Annotated in this window: 15 protein-coding genes; 3 read left to right on the forward strand and 12 right to left on the reverse strand. The window is 58.1% G+C overall.

Features of this window, described 5'->3' with window-relative positions; all coding sequences use genetic code 11:
• Window positions 1-117 precede the first annotated feature (117 nt).
• Complete coding sequence (locus WMO46_RS08400; protein ID WP_129651974.1) at window positions 118-1,416, forward strand: pseudouridine synthase; 1,299 nt, start codon at window positions 118-120, stop codon at window positions 1,414-1,416.
• Window positions 1,417-1,563: 147 nt separating this feature from the next.
• Here WMO46_RS08400 and WMO46_RS08405 read toward each other — a convergent pair whose 3' ends face one another.
• Complete coding sequence (locus WMO46_RS08405) at window positions 1,564-2,190, reverse strand: nitroreductase family protein (protein ID WP_195497962.1); 627 nt, start codon at window positions 2,188-2,190, stop codon at window positions 1,564-1,566.
• A gap of 118 nt (window positions 2,191-2,308) precedes the next feature.
• Here WMO46_RS08405 and WMO46_RS08410 point away from each other — a divergent pair, with 118 nt between their 5' ends.
• On the forward strand, window positions 2,309-3,184 hold the full coding sequence (locus tag WMO46_RS08410) for an AraC family transcriptional regulator (RefSeq protein WP_349094189.1): 876 nt from the start codon (window positions 2,309-2,311) through the stop codon (window positions 3,182-3,184).
• On the opposite strand, the gene WMO46_RS08415 is transcribed toward WMO46_RS08410, so the two are convergent.
• The 4 genes from WMO46_RS08415 to WMO46_RS08430 form a co-directional block, all read right to left on the reverse strand.
• Entirely contained in the window at window positions 3,175-3,513 is a 339-nt protein-coding gene (locus tag WMO46_RS08415; RefSeq protein ID WP_019150628.1) for a cupin domain-containing protein, read from the reverse strand. The two genes, WMO46_RS08410 and WMO46_RS08415, sit on opposite strands and share 10 nt — an antisense overlap.
• Before the next feature lie 39 nt (window positions 3,514-3,552).
• Window positions 3,553-4,479 (reverse strand): bifunctional helix-turn-helix transcriptional regulator/GNAT family N-acetyltransferase, encoded by a 927-nt coding sequence (locus tag WMO46_RS08420; protein ID WP_349094190.1) that lies wholly within the window; start codon window positions 4,477-4,479, stop codon window positions 3,553-3,555.
• Window positions 4,480-4,766: 287 nt separating this feature from the next.
• The gene (locus WMO46_RS08425; RefSeq protein WP_019150625.1) at window positions 4,767-5,117 is read right to left on the reverse strand and encodes a nuclear transport factor 2 family protein; all 351 of its coding nucleotides are present in this window, start codon (window positions 5,115-5,117) and stop codon (window positions 4,767-4,769) included.
• A gap of 30 nt (window positions 5,118-5,147) precedes the next feature.
• Window positions 5,148-5,531: a nuclear transport factor 2 family protein gene (locus WMO46_RS08430; RefSeq protein WP_278817296.1), complete on the reverse strand. Its 384-nt coding sequence runs from the start codon at window positions 5,529-5,531 to the stop codon at window positions 5,148-5,150.
• 150 nt (window positions 5,532-5,681) lie between these two features.
• Here WMO46_RS08430 and WMO46_RS08435 point away from each other — a divergent pair, with 150 nt between their 5' ends.
• Window positions 5,682-6,029, forward strand: a complete 348-nt coding sequence (locus WMO46_RS08435; protein WP_165357783.1) for a winged helix-turn-helix transcriptional regulator — start codon at window positions 5,682-5,684, stop codon at window positions 6,027-6,029.
• Window positions 6,030-6,131: 102 nt separating this feature from the next.
• Here WMO46_RS08435 and WMO46_RS08440 read toward each other — a convergent pair whose 3' ends face one another.
• From WMO46_RS08440 to WMO46_RS08470, 7 genes are all read right to left on the reverse strand, one after another.
• Window positions 6,132-6,938 (reverse strand): helix-turn-helix domain-containing protein, encoded by an 807-nt coding sequence (locus tag WMO46_RS08440; protein WP_349094191.1) that lies wholly within the window; start codon window positions 6,936-6,938, stop codon window positions 6,132-6,134.
• 165 nt (window positions 6,939-7,103) lie between these two features.
• Window positions 7,104-8,105: an aldo/keto reductase gene (locus tag WMO46_RS08445; RefSeq protein WP_302588777.1), complete on the reverse strand. Its 1,002-nt coding sequence runs from the start codon at window positions 8,103-8,105 to the stop codon at window positions 7,104-7,106.
• A 25-nt stretch (window positions 8,106-8,130) separates the two neighbouring features.
• Complete coding sequence (locus WMO46_RS08450) at window positions 8,131-9,228, reverse strand: iron-containing alcohol dehydrogenase (protein ID WP_129651981.1); 1,098 nt, start codon at window positions 9,226-9,228, stop codon at window positions 8,131-8,133.
• Window positions 9,229-9,249: 21 nt separating this feature from the next.
• The gene (locus WMO46_RS08455; protein WP_129651982.1) at window positions 9,250-10,659 is read right to left on the reverse strand and encodes an aldo/keto reductase; all 1,410 of its coding nucleotides are present in this window, start codon (window positions 10,657-10,659) and stop codon (window positions 9,250-9,252) included.
• A 21-nt stretch (window positions 10,660-10,680) separates the two neighbouring features.
• Window positions 10,681-12,183 carry a 4Fe-4S binding protein gene (locus tag WMO46_RS08460; RefSeq protein ID WP_129651983.1) on the reverse strand — a complete coding sequence of 501 codons (1,503 nt, stop codon included), beginning with the start codon at window positions 12,181-12,183 and terminating at the stop codon, window positions 10,681-10,683.
• 15 nt (window positions 12,184-12,198) lie between these two features.
• Entirely contained in the window at window positions 12,199-13,140 is a 942-nt protein-coding gene (locus WMO46_RS08465) for an EFR1 family ferrodoxin (RefSeq protein ID WP_349094192.1), read from the reverse strand.
• A gap of 111 nt (window positions 13,141-13,251) precedes the next feature.
• Complete coding sequence (locus WMO46_RS08470; RefSeq protein WP_129651985.1) at window positions 13,252-14,199, reverse strand: aldo/keto reductase; 948 nt, start codon at window positions 14,197-14,199, stop codon at window positions 13,252-13,254.
• Window positions 14,200-14,405 lie beyond the last annotated feature (206 nt).

Here is a 14,405-nt window from a genome sequence, read left to right on the forward strand (position 1 = left end):
CGGCAAATTTGCGGTCCGGTTCCGCTTTTATCTTCAATTCGGGCACGCAATGTGTTGTTATCCCCGAAACTTGCACTATCTTTGCCCCGACACTTTGATATTAGTAGAACAGAAACGATGAAAGATCCCAAAAACGACTCGACCCCGGTGCTCGAGCGCTTCGGACGCGACAAGCGCAAGCGCACCGTAATTGCTACGGCGGAGCGTGTCGAGCGTCGCCCGCGTTTGCAGCGAGATGCTGCCGATTCGGAGCAGCCGTCCCGTGACCGTCAGCCCGAACGCCGGGCTTCGTACAACCCGCATTTCACGGCCGACAACCGCCCGCTTTTCGAACGTCCGCACCGCGAGGAGGGCGACCGTCCCCGCCGCAATTTCGATGACAACGACCGTCCGCGCCACGCCTTCGACGGCGACAAGCCCCACCGTACGTTCGGGGACAAACCCCGCACGTTCGGCGATAAGCCCCGTTACGACACCGACCGTCCCCGCCGCGAGGAGGGGGAGCGTCCCCGCCGGACATTCGGCGAAAAACCCGCTTTCGGGGAGAAGAAATCCGGCCCCAAGAAGTTCGGGGATAAGAAATTCGGCGACAAGAAATTCGCCGGCCGCAAATTCAGCGACAAACCCTATAAGCCCGGCGGATTCCGCAAACAGGACGACAAGCCGGCTTCGTATCCGAAATACGATCCGGTGAAGCAGACGGGCGAAATGCGCCTGAACCGTTTCCTCGCCCAGTCGGGCATCTGCTCGCGCCGCGAGGCCGACGACTTCATCACGGCGGGCCTCGTGTCGGTCAACGGACAGGTCGTCACCGTGCTGGGCACCAAGGTGCTGCCCACCGACGAGGTGAAGTTCAACGACAGCCGCGTGCAGGGCGAAAAGAAAGTCTACCTGGTGCTGAACAAGCCCAAGGGCTATGTCACCTCGCTCGACGATCCCCATGCCGGAAAGACGGTGATGGAGTTGGTGAAGGGCGCCTGCACGGAGCGCATCTATCCCGTGGGGCGTCTGGACAAAAACAGCCTCGGATTGCTGCTGTTCACCAACGACGGCGACCTCACGAAGCAGCTCACGCACCCCTCGTACCGGAAGAAAAAGATCTATCAGGTGACGCTCGACAAGCCGCTGACGCGCGCCGACATGGACCGTATCGCCGAGGGCGTCACGCTCGAAGACGGCGAGATTTTCGCCGACGAGATCTCCTATGTCAAGGAGAACAAGCAGGAGATAGGCATCGAGATCCACTCGGGCCGCAACCGCATCGTGCGCCGCATCTTCGAGTTCCTGGGTTACACGGTCACGAAACTCGACCGTGTTTACTACGCGGGTCTGACGAAGAAGAACCTCAAACGCGGAGCCTGGCGGTTCCTGACGCGCGAGGAGGTCGAGCGGCTGAAATCCGGCCAATACGAATAGAGGAAAAGGCGGTTCCGGCCGGACCGCCTTTGAAAACGAAGTTCGGAAATAGCTGCGTGACGATTCGGTGACGCAGCTATTTTCTGTTGTTCGGGTCGGCATGAAGCCGGATTTCGCCGCCGGTAGCGGCATAGCTCCTTTCCGCCGTTACCAGACGTTCGTGTGTATTCTCTCTCCGATGTCGATTTCCTTCTGCTTGGGCCGGAATGCGTCGGCGGCGGGATAGCCCATCGTCAGCAGGCAGATGAACTCGTAGTCTTCGGGAGCACCTACGATCTCCTTGATTTTTTCCGCTTCGTCGCCCACGGGAATGTGGAACACGGTTCCCAACCCCTCGGCGGTGGCGGCCAGCAGCATGTTTTCCAAGGCGCACCATGCGGATGCGAAGTAGTTGAGCGAACTTTGCTCGACGGGTTTCAGCAGCGGGCTTTGTTTCTGGCGGAAGAAGGGCAGAATGAGCAGCCCGCTCTGCATCAGCATACGCTGTTGTTTGGGCAGGGCGTCGGCGAACATCGCCATTTTGTCCTTGTCGCCCGATTCATCCGCTTCATGCACCAGCTTCTTGAACGCAGCCATGTTCTTGGCGAGCGGGTCGATTATTGGGGCGATGTTTTCGCGTCCGCGCACCACGACGAACTCAAGCTGGCGCAGATGGTCGTTGGTCGGGGCTTTGAATGCCGCGCCGATCACTCTTTTCAGAATTTCATCGCTCACCTCGCGGTCGGAGTAGTCGCGGCAGGTGCGGCGTTTCTCCAGTGCTTCGTACAGTTCCATAACGTTGGGATTTAAGTCTTGTTTTTTGTTTCCGGGTGCAAAGTTACGCCGCTTTGTTGTCTTGTGTTTGTTTTATTGTTTCATATATTTGTCGTATATTTGTACTTTCTCGGATTTTATGGAAGATACCGCCGTACCGTACGAACTGCCCGAAGCGGAGAATCATTCGTTTTTCTTCATCGACCAGCGGGTGGAACCGAGCCTTGAAGCCAAGCTGCACCGCCACGATGCGTGGGAGTTGTATTACGTCGTTCACGGACGGGGCCGCCGAATGGCAGGCGATACGTTGCAGCCCTTTGCGGCGGGCGACGTGGCGTTGATCCCGCCGTCGATGCTCCATCGCTGGGAGTATGCGCCCGGCAGCGCGGACAAGGACGGATGCGTGCGTTATCTGATGGTGGCTTTCAGCCATTCGCTGATAGAGCGGTGCGTGGAGGCGTTCCCCGAATTGAGGAACCGGCTGGCGGGTGTTACCTTTCCGACCGATGCCCTGAGATTCGGGCCGGAAAGTTCGCGGGCGATCCGTAAGGCATTGTCCGAAATGAACGGATCGGACGAACTGGGGCGTCTGAGCGCGATGCTCCGCCTGCTGCCTGTCATCTTTACCTCCTCCGACCGTGCGTTCGCTGGAAAGCCGATGCGCATCGAGCGGGACGTGCGGCGGATGCAGCAGATCTGCGCATACGTGATGAAGCACTACGTTCATCCCATTGCTTTGGACGACATCGCGGCGGAGGTGGGGATGAACCGTTCGGCGTTCTGCTCCTGCTTCAAGCGGTGCAAAGGGATGACCTTTTCGCAGTTCGTTACGCAATATCGGCTGAATACGGCTTGCGAGTTGCTGAAGCACTCGCAGAAAAACGTGTCGGAAATCTGCTGCATGGTCGGGTTCAGCGACCTGCCGCATTTCGTGAGGGTGTTTACCCGCACGATGGGCGTGTCGCCCTCCAGATACAGAAAGCGATTCCGGGCCGCAGCGAGTGTTTACAGATAATCTTCCCGTTGCGGCGTGAAGACATCTATCACCTCGCCGCCTTCCATGACCTCGAACGAATGCGGCGTGCCGCCCGGTATGGCATAGCTGTCGCCCGCATGGAGCAGCACGTCGATCTGCTTGTCCGGAAGCTCCGCTTTCAAGCGGTATTCACCCGATATGACATAGCCGCACTGTTCGTGCGGATGCTGGTGCGTCGTGGCGAAATTGCCTTTCACATAATTCATCTTGGCGACCATCGACCTTTCGCCCACGGCGAGCGAATCCAGCGAAACACCCTTGAACTCGCGTTTCAGCGCCTCTTCTTTTCTGACTACGATTTTCTGCATCCCGATCTTTTTTTGCAGGCGTGTGTGCCGCCATAATTTTTATTCAAGTGTCAATTCCATCTGAATGTCTCCCCGTGCATAGGCGGGATGATATTCGGCGAGTTCACGGAATCCCAGTTTTTTATAGGTATGGATGGCGGGTTTGAGCAGCGTGTTGCTTTCCAGAAAGAGACTCTTCGCGCTGAGCGAACGGGCCTTGTCCACCGCCGCCCTGCAAAGCTGATAACCGATGCCCTTGCCGCGTACACCGGGGCTGACGGCGAGTTTCGCCAGCTCGTAATCGTATCGCGGGTCGTCCATCTTGCAGAGGGCGCAGACGCCGACCGGCTCGCCGCGGTAGAGGGCCACGAAAATATGGCCTCCCCGGTCGATGATGCTCTCCTGCGGGTGGTCGATACATTCGATGTCGTGCTCCTCCAACTGCCAGTGCTGCGTGATCCATTGTTCGTTCAGCGAACGGAACACCGGCTGGTGGCACGGTTCGTAGGGGATGATTCGCACCTCCCGGCTTTCGCGTGCCCTGCGAACCGCTTTCACCCGTTCCAGGAGGCTTTTTTGCGCGAGCTGCTCCTCCCATTCTCCGATGGCGCGCCACAGGTCGTGGCGGGTTGCGTCCGACACTTCTCCGACGGCGGTAGCCACGTCCTCGCAAACCTCCGTCAGCATGCCGCACACTTTGCGGCCTTGCGGCGAAAGCGCGATGGTCGTCCGGCGCTTGTCCGTCTTGTCCGCCACCTCCCGGATAAGTTTTCCTGCCGCCATCTCCTTCACGATGTTGCTCACGGACGGATGCGTCTGTCCGATCTCCCGGGCGATTCCCGTAATGGTCTTCGCCCCTCCCTCCGAGAGGGCATAGAGCACGGGAAACCATTTCGGCCTGATGTCCACTCCATACAGCCGGTAAATCTCCGCCGCATCGTTCGTAATGCGGTCGGTCAGCATTCGCAAACGGCTTCCGATCGCCATTTTTCCTGTTCTGTCGAAAAAGTCCATATCCTACGGTTCGTTTATCGTTGTTGAAAACGTAATTGATTACGCAAATATATGTTTTTTCTTTCATGCGACAAAACAATCAATGAAAAATAAAAGATTCAGTTCGGTTCAATGGTCATTGAACCGAACTGGATATGACCGATGAACCGCGGTCGGGGTTGTGTATGATGCGGTGCAGTCTCTTTCCGACAGGAGCAGGCGAAAAAGAGCGCACCGACCGGCGCGCTCCTTGCCATTGCATATGGCGAAATCCCGTCGGCTTACTGGTGGAATATCTTCGCTACGATCGTCCACCTGCCGTCGATCTTCACCAGCGAATGAAAATCGGTGAACGACAGCCCGTGCCAGTTCTCCAGCACGACACGCACCGTCGCAGCCGTGCCGACCGCTTCCAGGATGTCCACTTCGGCTTTCGTCCCGGCATCGGCTCCGAGCTGTCCGATGGCGGCATAGAGATTTTCGATGCTTCCGGCCGACAGTTCGCCGTTCAGATAGCCGTACATGACGGCATCTTTGTGAAATGCCTTTTTGGCGAGTTCCACGTCGCCCGCAGCGCAGCCGTTCACATACTGCATGACGACCTCTCTGATTTCCCGATAATCCTTGATCATCTTTTTGTCCTCCTGACTTTAGTCGAGCCGTTATTTTTGAATCGTATTCGAATTCTGGTTGTAGGCTTTGGCCACGCAGCGCCATTCGCCGTCTATTTTCAGTAGCAATAAGTAATCCGTGAAGTCGATGCGGCCGCCCCAGCTCTCTTCCAGCACACGGACGACGGCCAGCGTCTCTTCGACCGCCACCACGTCGATACGCGCCTTGAACTTATCGCCTGCGGCGACCGAATCGACATTGCGGTAGAACTGGTCGATGGAGCCGCGCTCCAACGCACCGTCGAGAAATCCGAACAATACGGCATCCTCGGTGAACAACTCTTTTGCGTAACGGCTGTCGCCCTCGGCGACGCTTTTTACGAATTTCATGGCGGCAGCTTCCACCGCCTTGTACTCTTCGATACTTGCTCTCATAACTTTCGGTTTTCAATTCTTCTGCAAAGTTAGAGGGGAGTATCCGACTGCGCAAGTACCGAAAAATTATTCATATACCGAAAATTTATTCGGTGTACCGTTCGTGCGGAATGTTATCCGTATCTTTGCAGCCGTAGAAAGAAAACCGTTATGTACGAAAGGAAGATACCTGTCGATTTGAGCTGCCCTTTGCGGCTGACAATGAGTTTAATCGACTCTAAATGGAAATCCTGCATTTTGGACGAACTGCGCGATGCGGCCATGCGGCCGAGCGAACTGCACAAAGCATTGCCCGAGGCTACGCCACGCGTGCTCGATCTGCAACTGAAAGAGTTGGCGGACGACGGGTTGGTCACGAAAACCATCTATCCCGAACTGCCGCCCCGCTCGGAATACGCCATCACGGAACTGGGACGGTCGTTGCTGCCCATCCTCGACGCCATGATTGCGTGGGGAGAGGCCAACAGGGCGTTGTTCGAGAAGAAATACGGGTCCTGAATATTGCTTGTCCATGTCCGGACGGTGGCGGCATTCACGCACCGGCCGGGCCGGCATCCGGGCGCGCGGAGGGCGTCTTTTATGCAACTCCTGGAAAGCGGATCACTTCCGGTAATCCGTCGGATTGAGCCCTAAATTCTGCTGCACGTAGCGGCTGAAATAGGCCGGAGACGAGAAGCCGAACATATCGGAAATCTGCACGAATGTCAGCGATTTGTCGCGGAGCAGACGTGTGATGTCGAGGATCGTATAGCGGTTGATCCAGTAGTTGGCGGCGTATCCGCTGACCTTTTTGGAGACCTCCGAGAGGTATTTCGGCGAGACGCACAGACAGTCGGCGTAATAGGACACCTCCCGATGTTCGCGGTAGGTGCCCGCTTCCAGCATCTTCAGAAAGCGGTTCATGATGGAGGCGTTCTGCGTGGAGATGTCGCTCTCGCCGTAAATGCGGGCGTGGAAATCGAAGAAATCGAGAATGGCCGCCTGCATGGCGTTGACGAGCGTTTCGTGGTAAAAGCGGTGTTCCGTATCGGCGATGCGTTGTTCGAGCAGGTCGAAATCGCGGCGGCAGACGATCTGCTGCTCGGGCGTGAGGTGCATCACGGGGTTGAGAAACAGCGCCAGCGAGCCTTTCATGCCGTAGTTGCTCTGCGGCGTGCACAAATCTATGAAACCGGGTTTCGCATAGATGATCTTGCACCGGAAATCGTCCGACGGTTCTGTTTTCTCGATCAGTTTCCGCTTGCGGATGATCGACAAGTCGCCGGCGTGCAGCTCGAAATCCCGTTCGTTGAAGCGGTAGCGGCATGTGCCGCCCAGGCAGAGCAGATGGGCCAGGTATTCCACTTCGGAATCCGTCGGCACGACGCCCAATTTGTCGATAACGATTATATCTTTTTGATAATCCATCTTGTCCGTTCGGTCTCTCGCAGGCAAAAATAGCAATAAATACGCAATAAACCCGCAGCCGTCGCCGATACGACTGCGAGTTTTTGCCGTTTTCAACGGAATTTCAACGGCTTGCCGTCTCGGACCGGAACGCCGCCGGGTTTCCGTTCCGAAACGGAGTGCGGTTCATCCCTTTACGGGCGATCCTCCGAACACTTCGCTCATCGGCATCGCCGCGAGGGCATCGTCTACGGCCTGCACCTGTCCGGCGGTCAGGCGGATGTCGGCAGCCCCGATATTCTCCTTGAGGCGGCACAGATGGCGCGTTCCGGGAATCGGCACGATCCACGGACGTTTGTTCATCATCCACGCCAGCGCGATCTGCGACGGCGTGGCGCGGTGCTCCTCCGCCAGTCCTTCGACGAGTTCGAACAGCGTGCGGTTCCGCTCGAAACTCTCCCGGCGGAACTGGGGCATCGAGGCACGGTAGTCGGTCGCCGGATCGAACGTCGAGTCGGCCGTATAGCAGTCGGTCAGCAGCCCGTTCGCCAGCGGCGAAAAAGCCACGAAGCCCACGCCCAGCTCTTCGAGCACGGGAAACAGCGCCTCGTGCCACCGGGCCATCATCGAGTAGCGGTTCTGCACGGCCGTGACCGGACATACCGCATGGGCGCGGCGCAGATACTCCTCCGTGGCCTCCGAAATGCCCCAGTGCAGGATTTTCCCTTCGCGGATCAGGTCGGCCATTACGCCGGCCACCTCTTCGGGTGCGACCTTCGGGTCGATGCGGTGCTGGTAGTAGAGGTCTATGCGGTCTGTGCGCAAACGGCGGAGCGACCCCTCGACTGCGCGGCGGATGGTCGCCGGACGCGAATCGGGAATCACGGCATGCGTGCCGCCCGCTTCGGGACACTCGAACGATATGCCGAATTTGGTGGCGATGACGATCCGGTCCCGAAACCGCCGCAGGGCCTCGCCCAGCAGTTCTTCGTTGTCGTGCGGCCGGTCCGGCGTGCCGTACATCTCGGCCGTGTCGAAAAAGGTATAGCCCATCTCCACGGCGTCGGCGAGCAACTCCGTCATTTCGCCTTTGTCGGCAGGAGCACCGTAGGCGTGGCTCATGCCCATGCAGCCCAGTCCCACGGCCGACACTCTCAACCCGCTGAGCCCCAATGTTCTGTAATACATCTTTGTTTCTCTCCGTTTTTCGCCGTTACCGTATCAGCGAGTTCATCAATTCGAAAACCTCGTTCGGGGTCAGCTCCGTCCGGCACGGGATGCTATCGACCTGTTCGCGGGAGATCTTGCCGTCGAAGTACATTTCCGCTCCGAATCCGGAAAACAGTTCGATCAGTTTTCGGGACGACTCCTCGATGGACGACCCGAACCCGAACGCATCCCGACAGTATTTTTCGACCTCCGCGGCATGATGCCGTCCCATCGCGGCGAGAAACCGCGGAAAAATGGATGTCAGGCTTCTGCGATACGTGCTGCCGAAGAGTTTCTCGGGCAGAAATTCCAGTTCGTAGATGTCGTAAGCGAAAGGCTCCTCTTTCCCGATGCCTATCCGGGACGATGTGGAGAGCGAGGCTCCCAGCATGATAATGCCTCTCGCATCGAGGTCGTCCGGATTTTTCTGCAAGGTCCGCGTCGCTTCGAGGACGTTGCGGATGTAGGAGATTCCCGCGTCGTAGGACATTTTGTTCTTGTCGCCGAGGACACAGGCCGACAGCTGAACCAGCGTTACCAGTCCGGTGTAGACGGTCATCTCCCGATCCAGGGTCAGCGAATATCGGGGACAGAGAATCGCATAGTCGGCGGCGATGCCGTAGGCCGTTCCGAAATCTCCGGTTCTCGAATCGACGGCTACCGCACCCAGCCCGTTTTCGGAGCCGCTGGACGGATAAGTGGGAATCAGCGCCAGCGGAAGGTGTTCCAGCCCGTACGGATTTCTCCCTTTCACGTATTCCCAGAGGTTCGATTCGTGGTAGAAGCCCAAAGCCATCAGCTTGGCGCAGTCCATTACGCTGGCCCCTCCGGCGCCGATGATCATTGTCACGCCATTGGCCCTGGCCAGCCGGATTCCCTCTTCTGTTTTTTGAAACTCCCTCGAAGCGCCTCTGTATTCCACGAAGGGGATGTTGTTTTCGGTCAGGGTCCGGACGACATCGTCGCGGCAGCCGTTGCGTTCGGCGGAGCCGCCGCCGTGGACGAACATTATTTTATGGCCTTCGGCTATTTCGAGGATGGTCTCCCGGATGTCGTTGCGGAAGAGAAGTTTCGTGTCGTTTCTGAAAATGAAGTCTTTCATCTGTCGGTCGTTTTTTCAAGTTCATATTCCCTGTTTCAGGCGTTCCGCGTATGCGTCGATCCGGTGCAGTTCCTTCGGGATGTCGATCCGCTGCGGACAATGGACGCTGCACTGGTTGCAGCCGATGCACCGGTTCGCCTGCCGCAGTTTCGGCACGCTGCGGTCGTATCCCACCAGAAAGGCTTGCCGGGCTTTCCGGAAGTTCGCATCCTGCGAACTCTCCGGGACGTTGCCTTCGTTCAGGCACTTGTTGTAATGGAGCAGAATGGCGGGTATGTCGAGGCCGTACGGACAGGGCATGCAGTACTTGCAGTCGTTGCAGGGGATGGTGTCGAACCGCATCATCTGCGCGGCCGTCTCTTGCAGGAACCGGAAATCGTCTTCCGTCAGCGGCTTCAGCGGAGCGTAGGTGCGCAGGTTGTCCTGCAAGTGTTCCATGCGGGTCATGCCGCTCAGCACGGTCTGCACGCCCGGCAGGCTGCCGGCGAAACGGAACGCCCACGAGGCCACGCTCATCTCCGGCTCGCGCTGCTTGAGACGGGCGACGATGGTGCCCGGCACGTTGGAGAGCCGGCCGCCCAGCAGCGGTTCCATGATGACGGCGGGAATGTTCCGTTTGCGCAGTTCGCCGTAAAGATATTCGGCGTCGGTATTCCTCGGATTGATCCGCTTGGCGTATTTCCAGTCCAGATAGTTCAGCTGGATCTGCACGAAATCCCACTTGTATTCGTCGTGCCGCGCGAGCAGATGGTCGAATACCCGGACATCGCCGTGATACGAAAATCCGAGGTTGCGGATGCGCCCCGCCCTGCGTTCCTCCAGCAGGAAATCGAGGATGCCGTTCTTCACGTAGCGGCTCTCGAACTCCTCCATGCCGCCGCCCATGCCCACGCCGTGCAGCAGCAAATAGTCTATGTAATCCACCTGCAACTCTTTCAGCGAATTGCGGTACATGGCGACGGAGGCTTCGCGGCTCCACGTGGCCGGGGCGAAGTTGGAGAGTTTGGTGGCGATGAAGTACTTGTCGCGCGGGTGACGGCTCAGGGCGATGCCGGTGGCGCGTTCCGACTTGCCCCGGCAATAGGCGGGCGACGTGTCGAAATAGTTCACTCCGTGGGCTATGGCATAGTCCACCAGTTCGTTCACCATCTCCTGATCTATTTCCTCGTTCCCTTCACGGGCGCTGCGGCCGCCGACGGAGGGCAGACGCATCATGCCGAATCCCAGCAGCGACACTTTGTCGCTCGACGTCGGGTTGGTCCGGTATGTCATCCGGTCCGCAGGGATCTCTGCGGCGGATGCCGCCGATGCCCCGTCGTTCCCGCCTCCCGCGCAGGCCGTCAGTCCGGTCGCGGCCATGCCGGCGGCTCCTATCGTTTTCAGAAACTCCCGGCGGGACAGCACGTTCCTGTTTTTATTCTGGTCGTTCATCTCCTTGTTGCTTGAAAGTTTCTACATCACGCTGTGCATCGTGTGTCCCTCCACGTAGATGGCGCTGAACGGACGCGCCGGACACAGGTTCTCGCATGCGCCGCACCCGATGCACCGCTCGGCATTGATGGCCGGAATCCGGACGGAGTTCATGTCGTCGCCGTCGGAGGGCACCATCAGGATAGCCCCCGAGGGACAATGGCGGGCGCAGTTGCCGCACTCCACACCGTCGGTCAGCGGAATGCAGTTCTTCCTGATCCATACGGCATGACCGATGCGTGTGGAGGATTTCTCCTCGACGGTGATCGGCCGGATGGCTCCCGCGGGGCAGACCTCCGAACACCTCGTGCACTCCGGACGGCAGTAGCCTCGTTCGTAGGACATTTCGGGCTGCATCAGCTTCTGCAAATCGGTCGAAGGGCGCAGCACGCCGTTGGGACAGGCCGACACGCAAAGCTGACAGGCGGTGCAATGCTGCGCGAAACTGCGTGCGCTCCACGCTCCCGGCGGTACGATCGGCGTGGCACGCACCGGGATCTTCTTGTCCTCGATGACGGCCAGTCCGCCGTCCACCTTCTTCTCCTGCGCCTTTACCGCCGATGCGACGGCGAGCACGGCCGTCGTCGAAAGGAAGCGGCGGCGGGAGGTGTCGATCCGTTCTGCCTGCTCGGGTTTCTCCGCTGCCGGTCCGGTCGTTTTTTTTCGGCGGTATTGCAGATGCAGGGCGTCGTGTTTGCAGGCGTCCAGGCAGTCCATGCACGCCACGCAGCGGCTGTAATCGATGCGATGGTTCTTGTAGTCGATGCAGGCGGCCTTGCAGCGGCGCGAACAGAGGCTGCAATTCCTGCACTTCTCCGCGTCGAGCACCGGACGGAACAGCGAGAAACGGGAGAAGAATCCCAGGATCGTTCCCACGGGACAGATCGTATTGCAATAGGTGCGTCCGTTCCGCCATGCCAGCACGGCCAGCACGACCAATGTCAGCGCGGCGATAACGAACGTCGGCAGGCTCTTCATCCACACCTCCGTTTCATAAAAAGCGTAGCTGTCCGCCCGCTCGGCGAAATAGGCCAGCAGATTGTTGCCCCAGCGGTACAGCGGGGCGAAAAGGTTGGAGGCGATGCGCCCGTAGGAGCTGTACGGCGCCAGCAAGGCCACGAACGAGCCGATGCCGGCGATCAAGGCGATGACGAACAGTCCCAGCACTCCGTAGCGCAGCCACTTTATTTCGGGCGAGTAGGAGAAGCGATACCGTTTTGTTTTCCGCCGCCCGCTTATCCACGACACGATGTCCTGCATCACGCCCAGCGGGCAGATGACCGAGCAGTAGACCCTGCCCAGCAGCAGCGTCAGCAGAACCAGCGCGACGATCACGCCGACATTCAGGGCGAGCAGCGCGGGCAGGAACTGGATCTTCGCCGTCCAACCCAGCCACGCATGAACCGTTCCCGTGAAGTCGAGGAACAGGGCCGTGACCGCAACGAAAAACAATACGGCAAGTGTCAGTCTTAATTTTCTCAACATAGCGTCTTCGGATCGTTATGGTTTCTGATTGTTCGCCAGTTTGAGATCCATCAGCGAAATATGTTCGTTGCGGTATCTGGCATTGGGGTTCTTTTCCGTCCCGTCCGGGAAGGAGCCGTCTTCCGACTTGCGGAACTGAATGGCCCGCTGCGGACAGTTCTGGATGCAGGCGAAGCAGAATTCGCAGTCGCCGGAGATCCCGACGCCTTTCGATGTCAGTTCATAGTTGCCGCGCGGACACACGTACGTACAGATTCCGCAGTCGATGCAGGCGTCGGTCACGGTGAAGCATTTTTCGCTTTTCATCAGGAAGCCCACTTCGGGGTCGAGGCCGCTCCGCTGCATGAAACTCTGATGTTGCTGCCGTTCCTCTTCCGTCACGGGTTCGTGCCAATGCCGCCGGCCGCCGATGTCCGCCGTTATCTTCTGCAAATTCTCGGGAATGTGCTTGTCTATCTTGATCTGCTCGTTCATGTCGAAGTTGGGCAGCCAGTTGTCCACCATGACGATGGTGCCGATATAGTCGAACGCATTGCCGGCCTTTCGGGATATGCGGTCCCAGATCTCCACGGCGTCGCATTTCCGTGCGCCGTAGGTCAGCACGGCGAATTTGTATCCGGCTTTCAGCCTGGCTTTCTGGATGAACTGCCGGACCATATAGGGCGGCATGTGCCCGTAGATGGGGTAGACGATGCCGATTTCGTCCGCTTCGAATTCATACTTTCCCCGTTTCACCATCTGCGGAATGCTGAGCAGTTCCGTATCCGCTCCGGCCAGCTGGCGGGCGATGTACAGGCAGTTGCCGGTTCCGGTGAAATAGAAAATGATGCGTTTGTTCCTTTTCCCCTCGCACGATGTCAGCGAGAGCAGCCCCGAGGATGCGACCGCACCGCCGAGCACGGCGGCTCCCATGCGCTTCAAAGCATCCCGGCGGCTGATTTTATTGTCCGTACTCATATTGAATGTCGTAATATGTTGTCTTTTGCAAAGATAGAGGATGCCTCCGAGAGCGTCCTTACAGAAATTACGGGATATGATGCGATTTTTTCGGTAGATGTCGCATATACGTTAATCCCGCATGGGCATCTTTCCCATCTGTTCCACCTGCTCGTAGGTGGCATTGAAGAAACGTTTTTCTTTATTCAATCCACGCATCATCTCCATCTCCCCGTCGGTCAGCTCGAAATCGAAAATTGCGATATTCTCTTCGATGTAATCGGGATTCGAGGCTCCGGGTATGGCCGAGAATCCCTCCTGCATGTGCCAGCGCAGAATCACCTGCGCCGGGGTCTTGCCGTGCGCTTCGGCAATCTGTCGGATCACGGGGTCTTTCAGCAGCGCACCGTTCGACATCGCACCGCCCAGCGGGAACCAGCAGGTTATGTGGATGCCGTAGGGCTTCACCTTCTCGCGCATGGCCAGCCGCTGCGCATAGGGGTGACATTCGATTTGAAGCACGGCAGGTTTCACGCGCGATTCCGCCATGATCTTTTCGAACACCTCGTCGTTGGCGTCGAAGTTGCTGATACCCAACGCACGCACCTTGCCCGTAGCCACGGCTTTCTCCATATCGCGCCATGCACCCACGAAATCGCCCACGGGCTGGTGGACGTACAGCAGGTCGATATAATCGGTTTGCAGGCGTGCCAGCATTTTGTCGATGGCTTCCATCGTCGTGCCTTCGCCATACTCCGTCGGCCACAGCTTGCTCGTTATCCATATTTCGTTGCGCGGGATGCCGCTCTCTTTCACGGCCTCTCCGACGCCGCGTTCGTCGTTGTAGGCGTGGGCGGTGTCGATGTGCCGGTAGCCGGCGCGCAAGGCCGTGAGGCACGACTGTTTGCACACCTCGTCGGAGGGTTGGAGGAACGTCCCCAGCCCGAATTGCGGCATCAGAATGCCGTTGTTGAGCTGCACCATCGGCACGCCGGCGGCAGTATGGTAAATATCCTGTGCTGAGACGGAGACGCAGGCCATCGAGGCTGCGCAGATGAACATTGCAATAACCTTTTTCATATCTCTCGATCCGTTTTAATGGTTTCTCGGCACAAAATTAGCGGGTCTCCTCCACAACGGACTTACAAGAAATGCGGCTTGAATTGCAATTATTCCGGTTTTTGGTACACGGGGTTGCCCCTAACCGCAAAAACAGCAATATGAACCGAAATTTGTATAACAACGCCCGGAAAGAAAGAGCGTAATTTTGCTGCCGGGAATAATCG

It is taken from the genome of Alistipes intestinihominis (assembly GCF_040095975.1).
GTDB lineage: Bacteria > Bacteroidota > Bacteroidia > Bacteroidales > Rikenellaceae > Alistipes > Alistipes senegalensis.

Excerpts from the sequence above, each read along its gene's own strand:
- WMO46_RS08425 (WP_019150625.1), bottom strand. The coding sequence starts at position 5,117 with ATGATCAAGGATTATCGGGAAATCAGAGAGGTCGTCATGCAGTATGTG.
- WMO46_RS08470 (WP_129651985.1), bottom strand. The coding sequence starts at position 14,199 with ATGAAAAAGGTTATTGCAATGTTCATCTGCGCAGCCTCGATGGCCTGC.
- WMO46_RS08420 (WP_349094190.1), bottom strand. The coding sequence starts at position 4,479 with ATGGCGATCGGAAGCCGTTTGCGAATGCTGACCGACCGCATTACGAAC.
- WMO46_RS08465 (WP_349094192.1), bottom strand. The coding sequence starts at position 13,140 with ATGAGTACGGACAATAAAATCAGCCGCCGGGATGCTTTGAAGCGCATG.
- WMO46_RS08435 (WP_165357783.1), top strand. The coding sequence starts at position 5,682 with ATGTACGAAAGGAAGATACCTGTCGATTTGAGCTGCCCTTTGCGGCTG.
- WMO46_RS08445 (WP_302588777.1), bottom strand. The coding sequence starts at position 8,105 with ATGTATTACAGAACATTGGGGCTCAGCGGGTTGAGAGTGTCGGCCGTG.
- WMO46_RS08450 (WP_129651981.1), bottom strand. The coding sequence starts at position 9,228 with ATGAAAGACTTCATTTTCAGAAACGACACGAAACTTCTCTTCCGCAAC.
- WMO46_RS08410 (WP_349094189.1), top strand. The coding sequence starts at position 2,309 with ATGGAAGATACCGCCGTACCGTACGAACTGCCCGAAGCGGAGAATCAT.
- WMO46_RS08440 (WP_349094191.1), bottom strand. The coding sequence starts at position 6,938 with ATGGATTATCAAAAAGATATAATCGTTATCGACAAATTGGGCGTCGTG.
- WMO46_RS08455 (WP_129651982.1), bottom strand. The coding sequence starts at position 10,659 with ATGAACGACCAGAATAAAAACAGGAACGTGCTGTCCCGCCGGGAGTTT.
- WMO46_RS08400 (WP_129651974.1), top strand. The coding sequence starts at position 118 with ATGAAAGATCCCAAAAACGACTCGACCCCGGTGCTCGAGCGCTTCGGA.
- WMO46_RS08415 (WP_019150628.1), bottom strand. The coding sequence starts at position 3,513 with ATGCAGAAAATCGTAGTCAGAAAAGAAGAGGCGCTGAAACGCGAGTTC.
- WMO46_RS08430 (WP_278817296.1), bottom strand. The coding sequence starts at position 5,531 with ATGAGAGCAAGTATCGAAGAGTACAAGGCGGTGGAAGCTGCCGCCATG.
- WMO46_RS08460 (WP_129651983.1), bottom strand. The coding sequence starts at position 12,183 with ATGTTGAGAAAATTAAGACTGACACTTGCCGTATTGTTTTTCGTTGCG.
- WMO46_RS08405 (WP_195497962.1), bottom strand. The coding sequence starts at position 2,190 with ATGGAACTGTACGAAGCACTGGAGAAACGCCGCACCTGCCGCGACTAC.